The 21,480-nt window shown below is 59.0% G+C and carries 19 protein-coding genes and 1 riboswitch; of the genes, 6 read left to right on the forward strand and 13 right to left on the reverse strand.

What is annotated here, in order from left to right; genetic code table 11:
• Positions 1–178 precede the first annotated feature (178 nt).
• From ACQZ6F_RS01410 to ACQZ6F_RS01440, 7 genes are all read right to left on the reverse strand, one after another.
• Positions 179–2,497 (reverse strand): glycosyltransferase family 4 protein, encoded by a 2,319-nt coding sequence (locus ACQZ6F_RS01410; RefSeq protein WP_449095722.1) that lies wholly within the window; start codon positions 2,495–2,497, stop codon positions 179–181.
• 162 nt (positions 2,498–2,659) lie between these two features.
• On the reverse strand, positions 2,660–3,844 hold the full coding sequence (locus ACQZ6F_RS01415) for a Hint domain-containing protein (RefSeq protein WP_077468192.1): 1,185 nt from the start codon (positions 3,842–3,844) through the stop codon (positions 2,660–2,662).
• A gap of 55 nt (positions 3,845–3,899) precedes the next feature.
• Positions 3,900–4,595, reverse strand: coding sequence for an outer membrane protein (locus ACQZ6F_RS01420; RefSeq protein ID WP_077468191.1), 696 nt, complete (start codon positions 4,593–4,595; stop codon positions 3,900–3,902).
• A 909-nt stretch (positions 4,596–5,504) separates the two neighbouring features.
• Positions 5,505–6,050, reverse strand: coding sequence for a DUF982 domain-containing protein (locus tag ACQZ6F_RS01425; protein ID WP_077468190.1), 546 nt, complete (start codon positions 6,048–6,050; stop codon positions 5,505–5,507).
• A 550-nt stretch (positions 6,051–6,600) separates the two neighbouring features.
• Positions 6,601–6,846: a helix-turn-helix domain-containing protein gene (locus tag ACQZ6F_RS01430; protein WP_077468189.1), complete on the reverse strand. Its 246-nt coding sequence runs from the start codon at positions 6,844–6,846 to the stop codon at positions 6,601–6,603.
• Positions 6,847–7,146: 300 nt separating this feature from the next.
• Entirely contained in the window at positions 7,147–7,626 is a 480-nt protein-coding gene (locus ACQZ6F_RS01435; RefSeq protein WP_246662720.1) for an NUDIX hydrolase, read from the reverse strand.
• Positions 7,627–7,985: 359 nt separating this feature from the next.
• Positions 7,986–9,314 carry a dicarboxylate/amino acid:cation symporter gene (locus tag ACQZ6F_RS01440; RefSeq protein ID WP_068392667.1) on the reverse strand — a complete coding sequence of 443 codons (1,329 nt, stop codon included), beginning with the start codon at positions 9,312–9,314 and terminating at the stop codon, positions 7,986–7,988.
• Positions 9,315–9,532: 218 nt separating this feature from the next.
• Here ACQZ6F_RS01440 and ACQZ6F_RS01445 point away from each other — a divergent pair, with 218 nt between their 5' ends.
• Both ACQZ6F_RS01445 and ACQZ6F_RS01450 read left to right on the forward strand, forming a co-directional pair.
• Positions 9,533–11,410: a sensor histidine kinase gene (locus ACQZ6F_RS01445; protein WP_449095723.1), complete on the forward strand. Its 1,878-nt coding sequence runs from the start codon at positions 9,533–9,535 to the stop codon at positions 11,408–11,410.
• A complete protein-coding gene (locus tag ACQZ6F_RS01450; RefSeq protein WP_449095724.1) occupies positions 11,407–12,780 on the forward strand; it encodes a sigma-54-dependent transcriptional regulator in 1,374 nt (457 codons plus the stop codon). Before ACQZ6F_RS01445 ends, ACQZ6F_RS01450 begins: the two co-directional genes overlap by 4 nt.
• 9 nt (positions 12,781–12,789) lie before the next feature.
• Here ACQZ6F_RS01450 and ACQZ6F_RS01455 read toward each other — a convergent pair whose 3' ends face one another.
• The 3 genes from ACQZ6F_RS01455 to ACQZ6F_RS01465 all read right to left on the reverse strand — a co-directional run bounded on the left by ACQZ6F_RS01455 (position 12,790) and on the right by ACQZ6F_RS01465 (position 16,147).
• Positions 12,790–14,406: a hypothetical protein gene (locus ACQZ6F_RS01455; RefSeq protein WP_449095725.1), complete on the reverse strand. Its 1,617-nt coding sequence runs from the start codon at positions 14,404–14,406 to the stop codon at positions 12,790–12,792.
• A gap of 221 nt (positions 14,407–14,627) precedes the next feature.
• Positions 14,628–15,503, reverse strand: coding sequence for a glutathione-dependent disulfide-bond oxidoreductase (yghU, locus tag ACQZ6F_RS01460; protein ID WP_449095726.1), 876 nt, complete (start codon positions 15,501–15,503; stop codon positions 14,628–14,630).
• 497 nt (positions 15,504–16,000) lie between these two features.
• Complete coding sequence (locus ACQZ6F_RS01465) at positions 16,001–16,147, reverse strand: DUF1127 domain-containing protein (RefSeq protein WP_077468184.1); 147 nt, start codon at positions 16,145–16,147, stop codon at positions 16,001–16,003.
• Positions 16,148–16,381: 234 nt separating this feature from the next.
• Positions 16,382–16,478: riboswitch (TPP riboswitch) on the forward strand.
• A 46-nt stretch (positions 16,479–16,524) separates the two neighbouring features.
• On the opposite strand from ACQZ6F_RS01465, the gene thiM reads away from it, so the two are divergent.
• The 4 genes from thiM to ACQZ6F_RS01485 are packed head-to-tail and all read left to right on the forward strand — an operon-like array spanning position 16,525 to position 19,539.
• A complete protein-coding gene (gene thiM, locus ACQZ6F_RS01470; RefSeq protein ID WP_449095727.1) occupies positions 16,525–17,328 on the forward strand; it encodes a hydroxyethylthiazole kinase in 804 nt (267 codons plus the stop codon).
• Complete coding sequence (gene thiE, locus ACQZ6F_RS01475; RefSeq protein WP_449095728.1) at positions 17,325–17,960, forward strand: thiamine phosphate synthase; 636 nt, start codon at positions 17,325–17,327, stop codon at positions 17,958–17,960. The genes thiM and thiE overlap by 4 nt, the downstream gene beginning before the upstream one ends.
• Positions 17,957–18,778: a bifunctional hydroxymethylpyrimidine kinase/phosphomethylpyrimidine kinase gene (thiD, locus tag ACQZ6F_RS01480; protein ID WP_449095729.1), complete on the forward strand. Its 822-nt coding sequence runs from the start codon at positions 17,957–17,959 to the stop codon at positions 18,776–18,778. Before thiE ends, thiD begins: the two co-directional genes overlap by 4 nt.
• Positions 18,775–19,539 carry a 3-oxoacyl-ACP reductase gene (locus ACQZ6F_RS01485; protein ID WP_449095730.1) on the forward strand — a complete coding sequence of 255 codons (765 nt, stop codon included), beginning with the start codon at positions 18,775–18,777 and terminating at the stop codon, positions 19,537–19,539. The genes thiD and ACQZ6F_RS01485 overlap by 4 nt, the downstream gene beginning before the upstream one ends.
• A 53-nt stretch (positions 19,540–19,592) precedes the next feature.
• On the opposite strand, the gene ACQZ6F_RS01490 is transcribed toward ACQZ6F_RS01485, so the two are convergent.
• The 3 genes from ACQZ6F_RS01490 to ACQZ6F_RS01500 form a co-directional block, all read right to left on the reverse strand.
• Positions 19,593–20,465 (reverse strand): undecaprenyl-diphosphate phosphatase, encoded by an 873-nt coding sequence (locus ACQZ6F_RS01490; protein ID WP_077468180.1) that lies wholly within the window; start codon positions 20,463–20,465, stop codon positions 19,593–19,595.
• Between the two features lie 254 nt (positions 20,466–20,719).
• Positions 20,720–21,136, reverse strand: a complete 417-nt coding sequence (locus tag ACQZ6F_RS01495) for an NUDIX hydrolase (protein WP_449095731.1) — start codon at positions 21,134–21,136, stop codon at positions 20,720–20,722.
• An 80-nt stretch (positions 21,137–21,216) separates the two neighbouring features.
• The gene (locus ACQZ6F_RS01500) at positions 21,217–21,429 is read right to left on the reverse strand and encodes a hypothetical protein (protein WP_449095732.1); all 213 of its coding nucleotides are present in this window, start codon (positions 21,427–21,429) and stop codon (positions 21,217–21,219) included.
• Positions 21,430–21,480: the final 51 nt, after the last annotated feature.

The raw sequence follows: 21,480 nt of genomic DNA on the forward strand, positions 1-21,480 counted from the left end.
CTTTAGCGCGTCAACTATCCGCAACCGGTTGGTACCGTTACGAATGGCATTTGCCAGTGAAAGGCGATCGTCAGAAGTGAGATCACTCTCCGTCAGATCCAACGCCCTCGCCCACGCATCGATGAAGGATTCGGCTGGCAATGAAAATACGTCTTTCGGAGGCACGCTCAAAGGCTGCCTATGCAACTCGGCGACGGTCAATATTGCCCCCTAACATTTTTTCGATTGCGGTGACGTAGCGTGCCGCAGTCCGCGGATATGAATACCAATGCGCTGCCTGGCTGCGATCCCGATCCAGCATCGTCAGGAGGGAAGGATTTTGCGCGAGGCTCAGCAGCGCCTCGGCGATGCATTCGATCTCCGAGCTTTTCACCACATGGCTGAACGGCCACAAATCCCGCAGCACCGGTGAGCGAGAGCATAACAGGGGACGGTTGACACTCATCGCGATGCGAGCCGCTCCTGTCGCCGTCTCGGTTGAATGGCCGTACAGGAACGAAAGCAGGTCGCAGGTCATGAGTTCACGCCGCAGCTCCCCTTCGGGAACGAAGTCGAAACGCGCCGTTACCTTGTCCGATATTCCCAGATAGTCGATCAGATTTTCGACCATCGCCCGTGTTGCGCGCGACTCGTCGTTCGGCACGATGCAGTTGAATAGCTTCAATCGCAGTCTTGGCTCGTAGTTCAGCGCCTCGGCAAAGGCCAGCACCAGCCGATCGATGTTCTTGTGCGGCATCAGGAAGCCAAAAGAGCCGATGGTAAAGCACGATGGGTCCGGCTTCGACGCCTCCTCTGGCTCGCGAAGCACACCATGTGGAATGACGACCGGATTTGGGTGACCGGCAGCAGAAAGAGCGGCCGCGTCTTCTGCCGAATGCACAAAGACCACGTCGAATGCACGGGTCCAACTCAAAGCGCCGCCCCGCAGAGCCTCCTTGACGCTATGCATGGTCAAGACGCGCAATCGATGGCCGGTCGCCGCCAACGGCTGCACCAGCAACTCCATATCAGGCGCAGAAAAGAACCCTGGATGATGCTGCATCCACAGGACATCCGCCCGCCCCTGCTCCAGCCGTCCGGCAAGGCGCTTCAGAGACGCAAGATCATAGCCCCACAATCTCGACATGCTGCGTGGCGTTGCCTCCACACGGTCAGAAGAAGCCTCCGGCAAATCGTCGTTCATGATCCGCCGAGCGAAGATATGATCAATCCTGTCCTCGAAAGCAGGCGTGCTGTAGAGGTGTTGCGAATAGGTGGCAATGCCGCACTGCTGCTGCCAGGACGAAATGAGATCAAGCGACCAATCGCGCCGCGGTTCAGCTGCGACGGGAGCGGGTTTGGCGAGAGCGGCGAGCGTTCGCAGTGCAACGGAACGCCAGCTGAAATGGGCCGTGAGCAGCCTCTTGGCCCTCTCGCCTCGAAGGCGGGCTTCCTCAGGATGATCGAGGACTGCGCGCATCTGCAAGCCGAGATGCTCTACCGAAGGCTCCGCCCAGAGACTGTGGGAGCCCGCCACATGAGCCTGCGAGGCAGACATGTGATAATCAACGAGCCAAGCGGTATCGGGGCGGCAAAAATCGATCTGGCCGCTGTAATTCGTCGTCACTACTGGGACATCGAGCAACATGGCCTCCGCCAGGGGCAGACCGAAACCTTCGCCCCGGCTGGGTGCCACCAACATCGCCGCGGACTTATAGAGCGCACGAAGCTGAGCAGGCTCATAATGCTCTTCAATGATGATGATGGGTGGCGCATCGGCGAGCCTGTCCCGTTTTTCCTCAAGCACTGATGCCAATATGTTGTTCGGATTAGGAAAGGTCTTGATCACCAGTTCGACCGGCTCACCTGCCCTGAAACTGCGCAGAAACGCTTCGATCAGAACATCGATACCCTTCCGCGCAAAGCACGAAGATACATGCAGGATGCGTCGACGCCCGCTGTCCGATTGGGCTGCGGGCAGGTCTCCAAAAGCGGCGGACAGATGATCGCAACCGTTTCCGGTGATTTCCACCGGGATTGTGATGCCGGATCGTTCGAAACTGTCGTGGACGAAATTCGAGATAACCGTGATGAGATCGAGATCGCTATTGAACCGATCCACCAGATATTGCGGGAATTCGAGTTCTTCCCACGCGAACGCGACATAGGCATTGGTGCGACCGACCATATTGTGGGTTGCCGGCGGCCACGTGTTGCGCAGATGGATATCGAAGCTGCCTTTGGATGGATAGTCATCACGCATGCGGCGCGTGATGTCGGTGGCAGCCGACAGGTTGGTGTCGCTCTGCCAATCATTCTCCGCCGTATAGCAGGTGAGTTTGATGCCCAGGTCGATCAGCGCCTGCGCGAGATGGCGATTGACGATCGCCAGGCTGTAATCGCCTTTGAACACGCCGTCGAAGAAGACCGTTTTGCCGGAGAATCTTTTCAGTAAAGATCGCTCCTCAGTCTGTCCGACATTGAGCGAATAGGGCGAAACGATATCATCTGAACGCATTCAGTTCTCCCAAGCCCTGGAGACAAACAGACAGGCGCTATGCTGCATTTGCCGATGCTTCTGGAGCATAAGAAAATTCAAATGAGGAAACGCCGCCTATATCATTCTTTTCATGGAGCGGACGGCCGAAGCCGCCCGCCCTGCTGTTATTCCAACGTTTCGTTAGGAAGCCTTGGCTTCCTCAACGACATAGCCCAGTTCCCGTGCGCGATCATCGAGCGTCAGGCGTGCGGCTTCCAGCACCGAGCCTGCGTAAACCGGCGGGTAGCACCAGTCGTTCCAGGTGCGTGTACCGGTTACCGGACCAAAACGCAGAACACCGGGCTCGAGGAACGATAGGCGTCCACCGAGATCAAGATAGGTTTCGGTCTGAGCACCTTCCGCCAGGATGATGCTGTGTTGGTCCAGTTCGATATGGTAGTATTCGAACGGCGCCAGCGTCGCTTCCTGCGTGATCGTCGTCTCGTTGACGAGGAATTTTGCAGGAATCAATGACTCCTCAAGGAACATGCAATGATCCGGAGACACGAACAGGTCGCGTGCCGGAATATTCTCGGCAATAGCGCCGGCCTGGATGCGGATCGGTAACGTTTCCCGCGGCTTGTCGATCGCCTTGGGATCGATCATACGACGGCCGACCCACTTGATTTCTGCGACACCTTTGTGTGTGACCACCAGATCGCCGACGCGCAGATCCTCGACTGGTACATCTCCTTCCGGCGTCCTGATCAGTGTACCCCGCATGAAGCAGCTCGTGAATGTCAGCGTATCCGTTGCCGCATCATAAGTGTAGGTGACGCCCGCCGGTATCGTATAGGAGCCCAGCGGGCTGAGAATACCCAATGCGCCATAGAAGGTTACGGTATTTCCGGACTGCTGGACGGAAGCGGAGCCCGCCACTTCAATCCTGTCGCCCGATTGAACGTTTGTGACGTTGGGTGGCGTCGAAATGTTCAAGTTGATGCCGCCGGGATTGTAGACGAAGAGGCCGCTGCCGTTTGCGGTAGCAAAGTCAACGGTAACGCCATTCAACAGGCCGACGTTGAGAGCACTCGCGTCGACCGTAATGCTGGAGCCAGCACCGATGCCATAAGTGTATGTCGATCCTGCACCGACGCTTGCAAGGCCGGCATTGATCGTTACGTTCGCACCATTGATTGCTTCAATTGTAGTGTTTGAAGCCGCACCGATGCCAACGATATTACTGATATCGGCATTGACGCCGTCGACGACAACGGTGCCGCTGGCGACCAGGTTGAGCTGGATCGTGTCTCCTGGGTTGCCAACGTTACTACTGTTGATAGTAGTTGTCCCATTGTTGATTAGGTTAATGCCAATCAAAGCCATACGATTATCCTCTCTCTGTTTAGACTAATCTCTTGTCTTTTGGGCAAACCAATCGTCAGAACTTGTAGTTCAAACCTACCCGAATGGCATGGAAGTCGAGGCTTGCTTTGGAATTAAGCGCGTCTCCACCCACGTTGCTGCTGCCGAAATCGACATATTGATATTCGAGTTTCGCCGTCACGTGATCGGTGAAAGCGTGTTCGATACCGGCACCTATCGTCCAGCCGGCCTTGGTCTTGTCGTCGCTGAAACTGCCGACACCGGCGACCGAGCCGTCGTATTTGACATGGCCATAGGCAAGACCGCCGGTGCCATAGAACAAAGTATTGTCATAGGAGTAACCGATGCGTGGACGGACTGTGCCGTACCAGTCGATCTTCGAAGAAGCGCTCGCTGCACTGTTGCTGAACGAGTCGCTGATGTCGGCACCCTGGAAATCGGCTTCCAGGCCGACCACCCAGTTAGGATCGAACTGATAGTTGTAGCCGACCTGACCGCCCCCGAGGAATCCGGACCCGTCAAGCTTGCCGTATCTGCCCAGATAGTTTCCAAAAGAATGGAAACCGACGTCGTCCTTGCCGCCGAACCCGCCGCCTGCATTCAAACCGACGTAAAAGCCTGTCCACGAAAACGTCGGCGCCACATCCACCGGCGCCTGCGGCGGAGTTGAGACTGAGAGGTCGGCCGCATAACCCACACTTGCCGCAACCGTTGCCAGAAGGAAGGCGGTAGATCCCAAAATCTTACCCATTCGAAAATTCTCCTCGAAGGAATTCACATGAATCAACATGTAACTTGCGAAAGTTCACGCCGAGGCCATAATATAGACGCGTTTATATCTGTAAATACGCAGTCTCTAATAAATATTATCGGAATGTATGCTTTTTTTGTATAGTCCTGTCGTAATATGTATTGTTGTAATACTGCTATTATACATGACGCTAATCGAAATATGAAAACTACAACTTGTCGACGCATTAATGTCGAGGCAGTGAGCGGTACCATCCCGCCTGAAGCGTGCTGATTCTGTATGGTGTCGTTGTCGTGGAGCTTCGCCGCGCATGAAAAGCGGCCGTTCGGGTGCGATCGGAATGACGACGCAATCCAGTGTGTGATGTCGTTTTTCAAATAGACCTGCCCGGTGGTAATCTGCAGGTTTAGGCCGCTACTGCAGATATTCATCCTCTGCAGCGGGAGGCTCGACGGGGCGGACCCTTGAAGGATCGTCGGGCCTCCTCATCCTCTTACGCCTCCCTGCCTCAAGGCGCATCCGCGAAGAATCAGCACCATTTCGCTGCGGCAGCCGAATGCCGCGTCAGCCCTGCCATGCCGCAATCGCGCTGGCGTTGTAATGCTATGAGACATACGGCAATCCACAGTTAAGCCTTCACTTACTCTGGCGCAGGCTTTCCGCCGCCAGGCGCGATCTGGCCCCTTCTGTCGTTTCTCGCATGGACGATCATACCGTCGCGGGCCACATCTTTGTCACTATCGCAACCGCCAAATTGCGATGGTCGGGAGGTCCGAGCGCTTTGTTAAGAGCAACGATCGGGCCTCCTTGCGGAGGCGGATGGAAGCCTTTCCGCGCGCTGTTCAAGCTTTAATGGCGCCATAAAACAAAGAGCATATGCGGCGCCCGGCCGATGGATTGACGTTCGTGTCAGGGAAGTATGAGAATTCCCGCCGCATTGGCGGCATTGACGAAAGTCGAGCGAACTTGCTGCGGCGACGCTCTGCCCTTGATGCCATCGATGCAGCTTTTAAGGGCGCCCTCAAATGCCTCGCCATGACGCACAGGCCATAATGTTGTCAGGTATTCAACGGCTTTCTCGATCGAGTCGATAACTTCAACCGCGTCTTTGCCTCGCACTGCTAGTCTGACCGGCAAGAATGCTACGGATTGGCTGTCGCTCACGCCGGCAGAACCGAAGTCTCGCCAGTCCTCGGCCACGAGCCCTCCCCTCTTAGCCGCCCTTCGTCTCGCCACCATGTCGGCCAGAAGCGACATGTCATGCGCGATTTGGCTTTGCTCGCCGGTTCCGACATCGTTGATTGGTATGATATCGCTGGAGCTTGTTAGCTCTGGCGAGCTGAACAAACTGCCATCAGATTGGGCCGAAGCGGTGGAGGTGTCAGGGGCTTCGGGATCGACCAGCTTCTCACCGACGATGAGATCGGCTCCAAAGTTATTGCTATTCTGCCGCATGGCAACATTTCCCCACACGCGTCCGCTGAGTCCCCGGCGGGCCCAGACAACCACGATACAGTGCGCCAACAGAAAGTACTATTTATTCAAAGCAACTATGATATCTAGACTAGAGCTTTTTGTTGACTTTGACCAGTATCGTCCCAACAAAAGACATAATTACCGGTCCGCGCCGTCTCGTTTGGCTTATTTTTCATGTATAAATATAGGGATTTTTCTATTAAAAGTCCAGCGAGTCGTTTCACATTTGAAGCAGTATTCCGCTAATGGAATATCATCCCTGGCTGCCTTTCGTGGTAATCACCAGCCTCCCGGAGATCGAGCCGACACAGAAACTCGGCGCGTCGCCGCCGCCAGCTCGAATCGATGGCAGCGCGCTCATGAACAGGCATATACTAAAGAGCCGCACAAGGCGGCGCCGCAGCCGCTATCCGATTAGAAAGATAACCGTCGACACCGGTTTTCATAGCGCGATGTCATTATGCGGGCTTGATATCGATCGCCGTAGCGGCGCTTGTTGGCGCACCCTGCACCGGGGTGCGCCTATTGCTCAGACGATGAAGAAAGTCGAAGGCGGAACCTGCAACGCGGCAGCGATCCGCCGAAGTTTCGCCGGATCAGCCTCGGCGCCGGCCTCTATTTCAACAATTTCCTCACTGGTGAGACCACAGGTCTCAGAGAGATCGGCAATCGTGTAACCAATGGCTTCGCGGGCCTGCCGCACGGCAGCAGCGATTTCACCATGGGGAACGGTGGAAGCCTTTGAACTATCGATATTGTTCTGAGTAATGGACATGAAATTTCTCCTTCCAAAGTCCGCCGACAAAGGTTGCCGGGTGAAGGCAGCTATTGCAGCCATGGAGCATCTCGGCCCAAAAACATATGGCCGAATGCTGGGTCAATATAGGCATCAATGCGGCATAGGCAAGCGTGGAAGCGCATAGCAGCCAATCTCCTGGCTCGCAGCTCGTTTGGCAGAATCGGGAGAGCGAGTAACCGTATGCGCTATCGTCGTAAGGCCGTGGCTTTCTGTGCGTTCACGAGTGATCATCAACGACCAGATATAGGCTACGACATGAAAGAAGTAGCCGTCGGGCTACTTCTTGCTTCTGGCCTTTCCCAGCTTTCGTTCAGCCGCGAGGAGAAGTCCCTTGAGCTCCGGTTCGCGGACGCGACTGGCAGCCTCTATAAAGGAGACCCACTCACTGCGGCGCTGGCCACGTTCTGGAAAATCCTCGAAAGTGCGCTCGACTTCGAGCAGATGCAGCTCCACCACACAGGGAACACCATTGCCACCGGCGAGCTGCTTTATATAGGTGAAGTAGCCAAAGGGCTTCTTCTTCACCTTTCCGCGCACGCCGGCCTCTTCGAACGCTTCTATGGCTGCCACCTCATGCGGCTTCTTTCCCTTGATCGGCCAGCCTTTGGGAACAACCCAGCGCCCGCTTTCGCGACTCGTGACGATCAGGACTTCTGCGGCGCCCCGCTCTGCCGATTTTCGGTAGCAGATGGCAGCATATTGCTCATAGGCCCGACCATGAAGCAGCGCGTCGGTGTGGGAGGCGAGTTCAGACAAGAAACTCTCCGACCGCCTCGTGGCTTTTTCCTGCGCTGATATTGAAGATGCCATGCCCTCGGCTACCCGCGATGATGTCTTCCGAAGCAAGACCGGTCCAAAAGCCGCTAAGCGCGTATTCACAGGGATCTTCTGCGATGCGCTCACCGTTTATCTTACTTGGGACTCTGCCGAAGTTCGGAGTTTTCTACTCCATGCTCTGAGCCGTTCCGGTGACAGTTTTATGAAGGCGGCTGTTGATGAGGGCGGCATGGTTTGCCGTGGGGCACCCGTGGATGCGACTGTGCCAACCAGGTCGGCAAACTGAAAACGGCCCCTCCAAGGGGCCGTTTCACATCGCGGAAGGATCAGCGTAAAACCTATTCGGCGGCCTGTAGCGCGGGGACTTCGATCTCTTCGCTCAACTGGCCCGCCATGGCTGCGGCGAACTTCGTCTGATCGAGTTCGTTCTCCCAACGGGCAACCACGATCGTGGCGACTGCGTTGCCGACAAAATTGGTCAGCGCGCGGCATTCCGACATGAAGCGGTCGATACCCAGGATCAGCGCCATGCCGGCGATCGGAACCGAAGGCACGACTGCGAGCGTGGCGGCAAGCGTGATGAAGCCCGCACCGGTGATGCCGGCTGCACCCTTTGAACTCAACATGGCCACGAGCAGCAGCAGGATCTGGTCACCAAGCGCCAGCGGCGTATCGGTCGCCTGCGCAATGAAGAGCGCCGCCAGCGTCATGTAGATGTTCGTGCCGTCAAGGTTGAAAGAGTAACCCGTCGGGATTACGAGTCCAACGACAGAGCGCTTGCAGCCAGCACGTTCCATCTTGTTCATCAGGCCGGGCAGCGCTGCTTCCGAGGACGACGTGCCGAGAACCAGCAGCAGCTCTTCTTTGATGTAGCGGATCAAGGCCAGGATCGAGAAGCCATTGTAACGGGCAACGGCGCCGAGCACCACGAGCACGAAGAAGATGGAGGTCAGATAGAAGGTGCCGATCAGGAATGCCAGGTTGGCGATCGTGCCGATGCCGTATTTGCCGATGGTGAAGGCCATGGCGCCGAAGGCACCGATGGGAGCGAACTTCATCAGCAGGGCAACCATGCGGAAGATCGGCGTGGTCAGGGCCTGCAGGAAGTCCGTTACCGGGCGGCCGCGTTCGCCGGCAGCGCCAAGCGCGATACCGAAGACCACCGAGAAGAACAGCACCTGGAGAATGTCGCCCTTGGCAAAGGCGCCGACGATCGTATCCGGGATGATGTTCATCAGGAAGCCGATGACGGAAGCATCATGCGCCTGAGCCGCATAATTGGTGACGGCCTTGGTATCCAGCGTCGCCGGATTGATGTGCATGCCGGCACCCGGCTGCACGACATTGGCAACGATGAGACCGACGATCAGCGCCAAGGTCGAGAAGGTCAGGAAGTAGATGAACGCCTTGCCGACGACGCGGCCGAACTTCTTCAGGTCGGACATGCCGGCGATACCGGTCGCGACCGTCAGGAAGATGACGGGCGCAATGACCATGCGCACCAGCTTGATGAAGGCATCGCCGAGCGGCTGCAGGGACGTGCCGAGCTGCGGATAGTAATGGCCGAGCAGGATGCCTGCGGCGATGGCGGTCAGAACCTGCACATAGAGATGCCGGTAAAAGGGAAGTTTAGCGCGCGTTTCGGCGGCAGCGATGGGAGCAATCATGATGTCCTCCGTTAAGCCCAACCGATTTCTCGGCCCTCCGGGCGACGACTAGAATTCAACAGCCTCCGACTGTTCCGCCTTTCTTTGCAACGAGCGTGCCAGATGAGTGACGCAGTGATAAATGACTGATTTATAATGACTTAATTTTCGCCCGACGTAACAAGCTCGTTGGCGTGTGCGAAATTCCACACAGCTCCGATTGCGATGCGCGCGAAAACATGCACAATATCGCAATGCTGCAGCGCCCACCCACGGAACGATTTCTGACGCCGGAACAATTGAGCCGGCGATCCCGCAGGGTCTGGCTTATATTCGCGCTCCTATGCGCCGCCGTCATTGGCGCCACCCTATATGGCGCCAATTTTTATGGTCGCATCGCCGCCATAGAGACATTGCAGCGACAGGGGCATACGGATGCGAACCTCAAGGTCGCTCTTTTGCGGGCGGTGCTCGAGCGCCCGCGGGCGCTGCCATTGTTGCTGGCGGACGACCAGCAGGTGCGCGACGCGCTCGCCGGGCGGGAGCCGGATGCCGTCGTCTCCCTCGATCGCAAACTAGAAAGCCTGGTTTCCGGCACGAGTGCGTCAGTTCTCTACGTCGTCGGCAAGGACGGCATCGCGATGGCCTCCAGCAACTGGCGAGAGCCTCTGAGCTTCGTCGGCAACGATTATTCGTTCCGCGACTACTTCCGAAAAGCCATGGAGACGGGAACGGCCGAACACTATGCCCTCGGCACCGTCAGCAACCGTCCTGGCCTCTATATTTCCCGCCGCGTCGGCGAGGCCGGCTCCGCCCTTGGCGTCGTGGTCGTCAAGATGGAATTCGACCAGCTGGAAGCAGATTGGAGCGAGACCGGCCGCCCCGCCTATGTCGCCGACGAACGTGGCGTCGTGCTGATCACCAGCCTGCCCTCCTGGCGCTTCATGACCACCTCACCGCTTTCGCGTGAGGAGGCCGCGACCATTCGCAAGAGCCTGCAGTTTGGCGCGGCCCCTCTTTCACCGCTGCCGATCAACCGGCCGGAAGCAGTGGGGCCGGACGCAACCATCGTGCGCGCCATCCTGCCCGGCAGCAGTGCCGCAGAATATCTGCGGCTGACAACCGCAATCCCGTCGACGCCCTGGCAGCTCGGCTATCTGGTTCCTACAGATCAGGCAGTTGCTTCCTCGGTGCGCGAGACGCGCTTTTTCGCGCTGACCGTCCTTTTGCCGATCCTGGCCTTCGCCGCCTTTCTGCTGCGTCGACGCCATGTTTCCGCGATGCAGATTGCCGTGAGCCGGATTGCCCGCGAGGAGCTGGAGCGGCGCGTGCTGGAGCGAACTGAAGATCTCAGCCGCGCTCGCGATCGCCTTGAGGCAGAGATTGCCGACCACCGCACCACGGAGGCGAAGCTGCAAGGGGTCCAGCAGGATCTCGTACAGGCCAATCGCCTCGCCATTCTCGGCCAGGTCGCTGCCGGCGTCGCCCACGAAATCAACCAGCCGCTCGCAACGATCCGCGCCTATGCCGAGAATGCCAATATCTTTCTCGAGAGGCAGCAGAGCGAACCGGTCAAGGACAATCTGTCTGCCATCGCAGCGCTGACGGAGCGGATCAGCACGATTACCGAGGAGCTCAAGGCCTTTGCCCGCAAGGGCCGAACGGCAGCGGAGCCGGTGGACCTGAGAAGCGTGATCGAAGGCGCCGTCATACTGCTGAGAAGCCGTTTCGCCGGCCGCCTCGATGCCCTCGAGATCGAGCTGCCGCCGCCGGGCCTTAACGTGGTTGGCACGAGAATCCGGCTGGAGCAGGTGTTGATCAACCTCTTTCAGAACGCTCTTGAAGCGCTCGAAGGTCGAGACAACGCGAAAGTCGAGGTTTCGGTGCATGAGACGGTCGATCATGTCGAAATTATCGTCTCGGATAATGGCCCTGGCATTCCGATCGCCATTCTCGATTCGCTCTTCACGCCATTCAATACCTCCAAGGAAAAGGGTCTCGGCCTTGGCCTCGTCATTTCCAAGGATATCGTCGTCGATTATGGCGGCCGTATCGAGGTCGAGAGCGATGCTGACGGTACCCGTTTCACCATCCATTTGTGCAGGGCCACGACATGAACGACAGCTCCCCGGTCTTTCTCATCGATGATGACAAGGATCTGTTGAAGGCAACGAAACAGACGCTTGAGCTCGCCGGTTTTGCCGTCTCGGCCTTCGCGGTCGCAAGTGACGCGCTCGCCGCCCTCACCCCCGGCTTCGCAGGGATCGTCGTTTCGGATATCCGCATGCCACAGATGGACGGGCAGCAGCTCTTCGCTCACATCAAGGAGCGCGACGCCGACCTGCCTGTTATCCTCGTGACCGGCCACGGCGATATTCCGATGGCGGTACAGGCGATCCAGGACGGCGCCTATGATTTCATCGCCAAGCCCTTCGCCACCGACCGGCTGGTGCAGAGCGTGCGGCGCGCCGCCGAGAAGCGCCGGCTTGTTCTCGAAAACCGCTCGCTTCGCCTCGCCGCCGAGCAAGCACAGGGCGATCTTCCGCTCATCGGCCAGACCCCGGCGATGGAGCGCCTGCGTCACACGTTGCGGCAGATCGCTGATACGGATGTCGATGTGCTGGTGACAGGCGAGACGGGCAGCGGCAAGGAAGTCGTTGCGAGCCTGCTGCATCGCTGGAGCCGGCGTGCGAAAGGCAATTTCGTGGCGCTCAACTGTGGCGCCCTGCCCGAAACCGTCATTGAAAGCGAACTTTTCGGTCATGAGCCCGGCGCATTCACCGGCGCGCAGAAGAAGCGTATCGGGCGCATCGAATATGCAAGTTCAGGCACGCTGTTTCTCGATGAGATCGAGAGCATGCCGCCTGCAATTCAGGTGCAGTTGCTGCGCGTTCTGGAGATGCGGGAGGTGACGCCGCTCGGAACCAACGAGGTGCGGCCGATCGATCTGCGGGTCGTGGCAGCGGCAAAGGTCGATCTTGGCGATCCCGGCCAGCGCGGCGACTTCCGCGAGGATCTCTATTATCGGCTCAACGTCGTCACACTCTCCATTCCGCCGCTACGAGACCGGCGCGACGATATTCCCTTGCTATTCGGCTATTTCGCCGAACGCGCCGCCAGCCGCTTCAAACGCGAAGCGCCTGCTGTCTCCACCACGGTACGCCGCCATCTGCAGCAGCATGACTGGCCTGGAAACGTTCGCGAACTGGCCCATTTTGCGGAGCGCTTCGTGCTGGGCCTTGAAAGCACGACGGCAAAACCTGGAGACGTGCCTGCCGCCGATGCGGCGCTGCCGCTGCCCGCCCGGATCGAACGCTATGAGGCGGAGCTCATCCGCGAGACCCTGTCGCAAAACAACGGCGATGTTCGCCGCACCATCGAAGCACTCGGAATCCCAAGGAAAACCTTTTACGACAAGCTGCAGCGCCATGGCATCGTAAGAGGCGAATTTGCCGGCTTCGACGGGGACGACAGGCGAAATTCCTAAAGCAACGCCTTAAGCGCTTGCGAGCAGAGCCTGTCCGTGGCCGGATTGTGCCGATACCCGAGCAGCCATGTCCGCCGTGCGATCGAGAACCGTCATGGCTTGGGCTATGAGATCCGACAGCGCCGCAACGCCTTCGCAAGCTGCAACGATCAGAGGCGCGCTCAGGCAGATTCTAAGGGCGCTTGCCGGAACATCACCGAAATCGGCGCAACGAACAGGCTGTCCGATACGAACAGCGGCAAGCTCGGCTTCTTCGATTGCAAGCTGCTTGTAAACGCTGGCAGTCTCAGTCACCGTCAAAACGCCGGCGCCATGGGTGTTACGCAGATAAAACGAGATGATCGAAGGAATCTCATCCCAGCGGCGGATCGACGATGCGCCCCAAAGATTGCTTCGATCAAGCGGCCTTGTATCCAGGAGATCGAAAGCGGCATCGCTCTCAAGCCGTGCGGTGACCGCTTCCGCGAAGGCAGTGAGAACCGCAATCACCTTTTCCTCGGGGATGGCGGAGAAGCGTTCGAGTTCGAACAAAGCCGCCTTCCAGCGCAACAGCAGCCCAAAATTGGCACGATAAGTTAAGGCTTCACGCGCTGCCCAGTCTTCCGGCCATTCCGCCTTGCCGCAGTAATCGGCAAGCGCTGCGGGCACGGCACGGTGTCTGAAGCGCTCCGATACTGGTGGGGGGCACAGGAGGGCGCCGCTGAAAATCGGCCCGGCCAGAAATTTCGAACCCGTCAAGGCCACCATGAAATCATGAGCGAGATAGGCGCGGATCGTTGCTGCTGAAAGACGGAACTGGCAGGCGTCGATCATGATGTCGAGCATGGCGCCGAAGCGCGCCTTCAGACGCAGAGCCGTTTCCAGACTTGGAGCCAACAGGCTCGTCTTGGACACATCAGTCACGACGAGCAGGCATCTGAGGCCGGCTGCGCGGGCAAGCTCGATCAGACCCCGCAGCTCTTCCTCGACTTCGAGATCGGTGCGCAGGGAGCCGTCCTTGTTGCGCACGGCTACGGTCGCGTTCCGCGTAGCGTCGCCATCTCTCAGCTCTTCGCCCTTCGCGACGGCTTGGTCGCTGCTGACGCGCGCCATGAAATGCCGCCCGGACGCGGCCATCATCACACCGCTGCCTGTCTCATTGCCCATCAAGGTGATCGTCATCAAAGGCTGATCGTCTTCGCGCGCCAAGAGAGCTGCGGCAAAGAGGTGGATGTCCGTGCCCGACGTCGCCAATATGGCATCGACGCGTGGCTGGTCAGACGAGTGATTAAGGCCGATCAGACGCAGGAGATCATGGCGAATCTGTCCGATTTCGCGCTCATAGATCTCGGCGGACGAACCGCTTTCCATCTCGTGCTGCAACTCGGAATAATAGGCACTTACGGCGGAAAACGCCGCCGCGGAAATGGTCGAAGCTGTCGACGAGCCGAACGCGAGATCGCGCGGACGGGGTGACGGACCATGACCATACATGTTGAGGCCTGTGGTTTCGTCGCAATCCAGTCTCTCGTCGCCACCCGAGATCAGGCATCTTAGAAGAGTCGCCGCCTCCGTCTCCAACCGTCGCACCGGCGCGCCTGCAGCCACATTCCTGTCCCGGGCACAGTGGTCAACGATTTGCGGCATGGAGAAGTATTCCTCTGGCATCGTGGTTCGGAACGCCTTGCATGAATGCTCCGCGTTCTATTCGGCCAGCAAAAAGCTGCCAGCAACCGCACATTAGGCCAAGCAAGATGGAGCGAGGCTGACTTGGCGACCGCAGGCCCTGTCGTTCAACGACAGACGCAACAAAAAAACTCGCGGCTTTGGGCCGCGAGTTTATCAGGATAGGGAGCGAAATCCGAATGTCAGCCGGCGGGCGCGATCTTGTCCTGCGTCTTCGTATCGAAATCGCTGGCGTCGTGGCGCTCACGCAACTGCTCAGATGGGTCGCCCGACATGCGGTTGACCATTCGGCCGCGCTTGACAGTCGGCCGTGCGTAGATCTGCTCGGCCCAGCGCTGGACGTTCTTATAGTCCTGCACCTGCAGGAATTCGGCCGCGCCATATTGCCAGCCCTTGGCGAGACCGCCGTACCAGGGCCAGATTGCGATATCGGCGATCGTGTATTCGCTGCCAGCTATATATTCGCTCTCAGCCAGACGACGGTCGAGCACGTCGAGTTCGCGCTTCACTTCCATGGCAAAACGATCGATCGCATATTCTATCTTCGTCGGTGCATAGGCGAAGAAATGGCCGAAGCCACCGCCGAGATAGGGTGCGCTGCCCATCTGCCAGAACAGCCAGGACAGGCATTCGGCGCGCGCCGGCTGCTCGGTCGGCAGGAAGGCGCCGAACTTTTCGGCGAGATAGGTCAGGATCGATCCCGATTCGAACACACGGATCGGCTTGGGGCCGCTGCGATCCAGCAAGGCCGGGATCTTGGAGTTGGGATTGACGTCGACAAAGCCGCTGCCGAACTGGTCGCCATCGCCGATCTTGATCAGCCAGGCGTCATACTCCGCGCCGCTATGGCCAAGCGCCAGCAGTTCTTCAAGCATGATGGTGACCTTCACACCATTTGGCGTGCCCAGCGAATAAAGCTGCAGGGGATGGCGTCCCACAGGCAGTTCCTTTTCATGGGTAGGCCCGGCGATCGGCCGGTTGATATTGGCGAACTGGCCGCCATTCGCCTTGTTCCAGGTCCAGACTTTAGGGGGCGTGTATTCGGCAGAACCGGTCATGGGCATCCTCTCATTTTCAGTGAATCAGATTGGGCGTGATCATCGATGTAGCGCGCTACGTCAGTCGCACATAGTAGCGGCAATTCATTTTTGCGAGAGGAGCGCGAGCCGCTTTTGGGATGGTGCCGGATAAAACGAAAAAAGCCTGCCGCGGGAGGAGGTGCGGCAGGCTTTCGGCAATAATGAACAGCGCGCGGGAGGAGGAGTGGCGCTGTTCGCGCAGACGACCCTTGGGAGGAGGAGTAGGGCGTCTGCAGAGCGAAGGGATGCGGGAGGAGGTGCATCGCTTCGATGAGTAGAAGATACCAGTCTTTTGCTCAGTTCATAGGCATTTCTTTGCAGGGCAGTTATGCGCTATGCGAAAAGCTTAAGGCTGGGGTCGTGCATTTTTTCGGCAGACGGCGCAGCGCGCGGCTGCCTTGCGGACAAAACAAAAGCGCCTGCTCGGGAGGAAGCAGGCGCCAGGAAATACGGCTCTAAATTCAGTCGTCGGACTATTAGCCGGCAATGGCTGCGCGGGCGACATTGCGGATTTCGCCGCGATCGATACCGAGGTCATGCAGTTCGCGCGTGGACATGCGACCCAGTTCGGCAACCGTCTGACGATACTTGCGCCAGTTATTGAAAGAGCGTGCTACGTTCATGATGATCCCCTTTCCTTGGGTATTCGAAGCTGAGCTGCCGTGCTTGGCGCTTCGTTCGCTTCGATGACAAACATATAGTGCAAACCCCTGCCCTTTTGCAGCGCCAAGGTGGCACTGCACCCATGCAACTGATGCATGGATTGCCGGAGGGTTTGGGCGTGCGATCGAGACGCCGCCTGCCCTGGTTTGCGATTTGCTGATGACAGGGCCGCCTTTGTCTGCGAAAACAAGCGGATTGAGAGACAGGGGCGTCCGCTGTTCAGCGGGCTGAGAAGCACCCTTTGAACCTGAACCAGATCATGCTGGCGGAGGGAGTCGCTCGGGGCTTTGCAGTTTCCTATGCCGCCCCTCGCGTCTCGCCCGCCTGAAAGGGCGATATGCAAGACCATACCAATCCCGCCACTCTGCTCGGCGCCATGCGGGCGAACCCGCCGCTGGTGCAATGCATCACCAATTTCGTGGCAATGAACATCGCCGCCAATGTGATGCTCGCGGCCGGCGCGTCGCCTGCCATGGTTCACGCAGAGGAAGAGGCGGCCGAATTTGCCGCAATTTCCGGTGCGCTGACCATCAACATCGGTACCTTGTCGGCGGGATGGCTCGCCGGCATGCTTTCAGCCGCGCAATCGGCGGGAAAGGTCGGCAAGCCATGGGTCCTCGATCCGGTCGCGCACTACGCAACCTCGTTCCGGCGCAAGGCGGTTGCGCAATTACTGGAGCTGCAGCCGACGATCATCCGTGGCAATGCCTCGGAAATCATCGCGCTTGCCGGTGGCGCCAGCCGCGGCCAAGGCGTCGATAGCCGCGATCCCGTTGAACTGGCCGAGGATGCGGCAAGACAACTCGCTCAAACGCACGGCTGCGTGGTTGCCGTAACCGGCGTCACCGATTTCGTCACTGACGGGCAGAAGGCGCGGCGCGTAGAAGGCGGATCGCCACTCATGCCGCAGGTCACCGCACTCGGCTGCTCGCTGACCTGCCTTGTCGGGGCTTTCGCGGCGGCCACGCCCGACAATCCTTTCGACGCAACGGTGGCGGCGCTTGCCGTCTTTGCGGTTGCCGGAGAGCAGGCAGGAGCGGCGGCCGATGGCGCCGGCTCCTTCTCCTGGCGCTTCCTCGATGCGCTGACCGCCCTTGATGTGGAAACGCTTTCTGCCAAAGCCAGGATTTTGACGGCATGAAGAACTTCGATCTCTCACTCTATCTGGTTCTCGACCCCGTACTCTGCGCCGATATCGGCATGGTCGAAACTGCGCGTGCCGCAGTCGCTGGCGGCGCGACCATCGTGCAATTACGCGACAAGCATGCTTCGACCGCAGCCATGATCGAGACCGGCCTTGCCCTCAAGCAAGCGCTGGCCGGCAGCAATGCTCTTCTTATTGTCAACGACGATGTCGAGGCTGCCATCGCCATTGGTGCCGATGGCCTGCATATCGGCCAGGAAGATCTGGATGCCAGCGAGGCCCGCCGCCGGGTCGGGCCGGAGATGATTCTCGGCCTCTCGGTGGAGACGGAAGCTCTCGCCTCGGCCATCGATGCTGATGTCGTCGACTATGTCGGTGTCGGCCCCGTCTTTGCGACACCGACCAAACCCGACCACAAGCACCCAATCGGCTTTGACGGCCTTGCCCGCATCATCCAGCTTTGCCCGGTTCCCACGGTCGCCATCGGCGGGCTGAAAGCTGAGCACGTTGCTGCTGCCCTTGCGGCCGGTGCAGACGGACTAGCCGTCGTCTCGGCGATCTGCGGCAAACCCGACCCCGAGGCCGCAACAGTCCTTATTGCTCAAGCCATCAAGGAAGCGCGCAGATGATCCGCAACGTCCTCTCCATCGCCGGCTCCGACCCCTCCGGCGGAGCGGGTATTCAGGCCGATCTGAAGGCCTTCTCGGCGCGCGGCGTCTACGGCATGGCCGTTCTCACAGCATTGACGGCCCAGAACACGCAGGGCGTTACCGGCGTCCATCCCGTGCCGCCGCAATTCGTTGCTGATCAGATCGCCGCGATCTTCGCCGACATACGCGTCGATGCCGTCAAGATCGGCATGATCGCCAATGCGGCGATCGCGGAGGCTGTCGCCGATAGTCTGGCGCGGCATCGCGACGTTCCCATCGTCCTCGACCCGGTGATGATCGCCAAGGGCGGTGCGGCCCTTCTTGCTGCAGACGCCGTCGATGTGCTGACCCGTCGGCTGTTGCCGCTGGCAACCGTGGTGACGCCGAACCTGCCGGAAGCGGCGGCCTTGTTGCATGAAACCGAGGCAAAGAGCCGCGAAGACATGGCGCGTCAGGCCCTTGCCCTGGCGGAACTCGGCCCGGCCGCCGTTCTGGTGAAGGGCGGTCATCTCGAAGGTCGTGAGAGCCCCGACGTGCTGGCAAGCGCCGGCGCCCTCACCTGGTTCGAGGCCGATCGCTTGCCGACAAAGAACACCCATGGAACCGGCTGCACGCTTTCCAGCGCCATTGCCGCCGAAATCGCCAAAGGGCTGCCGCTGCCACAGGCCGTGGCTTCCGCCAAAGACTATCTCGCAAACGCAGTGGCAGCCGCCGGCCAGCTTTCGGTCGGCAGCGGCCACGGGCCCGTGCAGCATTTCCACGCGCTATGGGCAAACAATGAAGGAGTTGAAAAATGAGCCTGCCAATCAAGGATCAAGTCGTCATCGTCTCCGGCGCCGGGCGCGGTCTGGGCGCCGCCATCGCTGCGGCCTTTGCCCGCGAAGGCGCGAAAGTCGCGATCAACTACCGTGCAAGCCGCGAGCAAGCGGAAGCACTGGCGGCAGAGCTTGGCGATCGCGCGAGGGCATTCCAGGCCGATATGCGCAGCCTTACCGAAACGGAGCGGCTTGTTGCCGACGTAACAGCCCATTTCGGAGCACCGACGACAGTCGTTCACAATGCACTGGCTGATTTCAGCTTTAACGGCGACGCGCGTTCGAAGCTGGACGCCTTGAGCTGGGCTGAGATGGCAAAGCAGCTTGAGACGGCCCTGCAGGGCGCGCTCAACCTCATTCAGGCGGCGCGGCCGGGCATGGCGGCCGCGGGCTTTGGCCGCGTCGTCACCATCGGCACCAACCTCTTCCAGAATCCGGTCGTGCCCTATCATGACTATACGGCGGCCAAGGCAGCACTGCTGTCCCTGACCCGTACGGCTGCCGCAGAACTCGGGCCGCTCGGAATTACCGTCAACATGGTTTCCGGCGGCCTGCTCCGGACCACAGATGCCAGCAGCGCCACACCTGAGGCCGTCTTCGACATCATCGCAGCCAATACGCCACTGCGCCGCGTCACCACGCCGGAAGAAGCTGCCGACGCAATTCTCTTCTTCGCGAGCCCTTGGGCACGCGCCGTGACCGGACAGAATCTGATCGTCGATGGCGGATTGGTGTTCGGCTGATCGCAATAGGAGGCGACGACCCATAGTCGCCGCCTCCATCTCTGGATGGACGATCAGGCCCAGCCCATGGTCAGGACGCCGAAGAGGATGACGACACCCAGTACGACGCGGTAGATCACGAAAGGCCAGGTGGAGAAGCGCTCCAGGAAGCGCATCAGGCCCCAGATGGTCACGAAGGACGATATGCTGCCGACAATGAGGCCGACGAGCAGGACAGACCATGCCTCCATCGGAATATGGGCCTTGTAGAGCTCGAACAGCTCCTTCAAGCCGGCAAGCGCGATAGCCGGAAGCCCGAGCAGGAACGAAAACCGCGCAGCCTCATCACGTTGCAGGCCAAGGAAAAGCGCGCCGGTCAAAGTCGAGCCCGAGCGCGATACGCCCGGTATAAGCGCGCCGACCTGGGTGATGCCGACAAACAGGGCATCGACCAGGGTCATCTCTTCGATGTTCTTCCTGTGGCGGCTGTAGAGTTCGGCAACAGCCAGAAGAATGCCCATCACAAGGCAAGCAATGCCGATAACCCACAGGCTGCGGAACGACGTGCCGCAGGCATTCAGCGAAGACGACAGCAGCAGGCCTGCGATCACGATCGGGATCGTGGCGATGATAATGGCAACCGCAAGCCTTATCGCGGGTGAACGCCAGTTCCTGCTTCTTACGGCGTCGAGCGACCCGAAGGTGACAAAGCGGACGTCGCTCCAGAAATAAGAGACGATCGCCGCCAGCGCGGCGAGCTGCATAGTCGCCGAAAACGCCGAACCAGGATCCTGCCAGCCGAGCAGGGCCGGCACCAGGCGCATATGGGCGGTGGACGAAATCGGCAGGAGCTCCGTCAATCCCTGCACGACACCCAGAAAAGCAATTTTGGCATAGCCCAGGGCGACAAAGCCCGTGTCTACGCCCTGTGTACAAACATCAGCCACGTTTCGATATCCTCAGTTCTTAAGTGGGGGCTTAGCGCCGGAATGGCGCGATGAACCTTGCTGCGAAACAATTTTTGGCACGTTAGCGGCCGCACATGTCGAATGCGTTACCGATCCCGCATCAAGAATCGAGGCGGAGGATAGGTGGGAAGGCTGAACTCTATCTGAAATTACCGGCTTTATTTTCGAACGCCTGATGGAATCCGAGACTCAGGTGTCTTTGAGCCGGCCTGACGCTATAATTGCTACGGAGGCTAACCAGCCGCTACCGTCTGACTCGCGACCAGATTGCGAAGCATTTCGCCAAGCTCAGTCGGCGCCAACCCGGTTTCGCACGCTATCGCGGCAGCAGAAAACCATCTGAGTTCTATATGTTCATCACCGATGAGACTTGGGGCTCCGTGCCATCTATCCACATGATAAACATGGAAAATGGCGGATGTCTCGGATAGGCCCTTTGAAGCAAATCTCCCGAGAAGCTGCCAGCGCTCGGGCGTCACGTCTATTTCTTCCATCAGTTCTCGGCACATGGCGGTTTCAGCGCCTTCGCCATCCTCAATGTGGCCACCCGGGAGGCTCCAGCAATTTGGATGCACCTTGCGCCTGGGACCTCGCCTTGCGAGCAGAACAGTTCCGTTCCGGGTCAGAGCGCCGAGCGCAAGGTCAGGCATCTCCGTTTCTCCGTCCCGTCGATAATGCTTACGCCGCTCGTTAAGGAGCGCCGCTCGATTTTCCAAAGATCGATGGAATCCTAGCTGTCGTCCTCGGGCAGCGACTGCATGTAACGGATGATGCCATAAAATCCGATGAAGAGGACGATGGCGCCGATTGCACGATGAAGATCATGCAGCATCGTGTGATGATGCCTGATCAGAAGGCACGTCAAATTATAGATGGCCATGGCGAGCGCCGTCATGACGGGAGCCAGGACGAGCGCCATATTCCGCTGGATGAAATTGATCATCACGCACCTCTTATTTATTTCCCGAGATTCCACGAGGATTGAGGAGGAATT

The sequence above is a fragment of the Rhizobium sp. A22-96 genome (assembly GCF_053521805.1).

Bases quoted from the DNA above. Each gene is read 5' to 3' on its own strand.
- ACQZ6F_RS01465 (WP_077468184.1), bottom strand. From the start codon at position 16,147: ATGAACGTAGCACGCTCTTTCAATAACTGGCGCAAGTATCGTCAGACG.
- ACQZ6F_RS01430 (WP_077468189.1), bottom strand. From the start codon at position 6,846: ATGTCCATTACTCAGAACAATATCGATAGTTCAAAGGCTTCCACCGTT.
- ACQZ6F_RS01445 (WP_449095723.1), top strand. From the start codon at position 9,533: ATGCACAATATCGCAATGCTGCAGCGCCCACCCACGGAACGATTTCTG.
- ACQZ6F_RS01495 (WP_449095731.1), bottom strand. From the start codon at position 21,136: ATGCCTGACCTTGCGCTCGGCGCTCTGACCCGGAACGGAACTGTTCTG.
- ACQZ6F_RS01450 (WP_449095724.1), top strand. From the start codon at position 11,407: ATGAACGACAGCTCCCCGGTCTTTCTCATCGATGATGACAAGGATCTG.
- ACQZ6F_RS01410 (WP_449095722.1), bottom strand. From the start codon at position 2,497: ATGCGTTCAGATGATATCGTTTCGCCCTATTCGCTCAATGTCGGACAG.
- thiD (WP_449095729.1), top strand. From the start codon at position 17,957: ATGATCCGCAACGTCCTCTCCATCGCCGGCTCCGACCCCTCCGGCGGA.
- ACQZ6F_RS01425 (WP_077468190.1), bottom strand. From the start codon at position 6,050: ATGCGGCAGAATAGCAATAACTTTGGAGCCGATCTCATCGTCGGTGAG.
- ACQZ6F_RS01440 (WP_068392667.1), bottom strand. From the start codon at position 9,314: ATGATTGCTCCCATCGCTGCCGCCGAAACGCGCGCTAAACTTCCCTTT.
- yghU (WP_449095726.1), bottom strand. From the start codon at position 15,503: ATGACCGGTTCTGCCGAATACACGCCCCCTAAAGTCTGGACCTGGAAC.
- thiM (WP_449095727.1), top strand. From the start codon at position 16,525: ATGCAAGACCATACCAATCCCGCCACTCTGCTCGGCGCCATGCGGGCG.
- ACQZ6F_RS01455 (WP_449095725.1), bottom strand. From the start codon at position 14,406: ATGCCGCAAATCGTTGACCACTGTGCCCGGGACAGGAATGTGGCTGCA.
- ACQZ6F_RS01415 (WP_077468192.1), bottom strand. From the start codon at position 3,844: ATGGCTTTGATTGGCATTAACCTAATCAACAATGGGACAACTACTATC.
- ACQZ6F_RS01500 (WP_449095732.1), bottom strand. From the start codon at position 21,429: ATGATCAATTTCATCCAGCGGAATATGGCGCTCGTCCTGGCTCCCGTC.
- ACQZ6F_RS01485 (WP_449095730.1), top strand. From the start codon at position 18,775: ATGAGCCTGCCAATCAAGGATCAAGTCGTCATCGTCTCCGGCGCCGGG.
- thiE (WP_449095728.1), top strand. From the start codon at position 17,325: ATGAAGAACTTCGATCTCTCACTCTATCTGGTTCTCGACCCCGTACTC.
- ACQZ6F_RS01420 (WP_077468191.1), bottom strand. From the start codon at position 4,595: ATGGGTAAGATTTTGGGATCTACCGCCTTCCTTCTGGCAACGGTTGCG.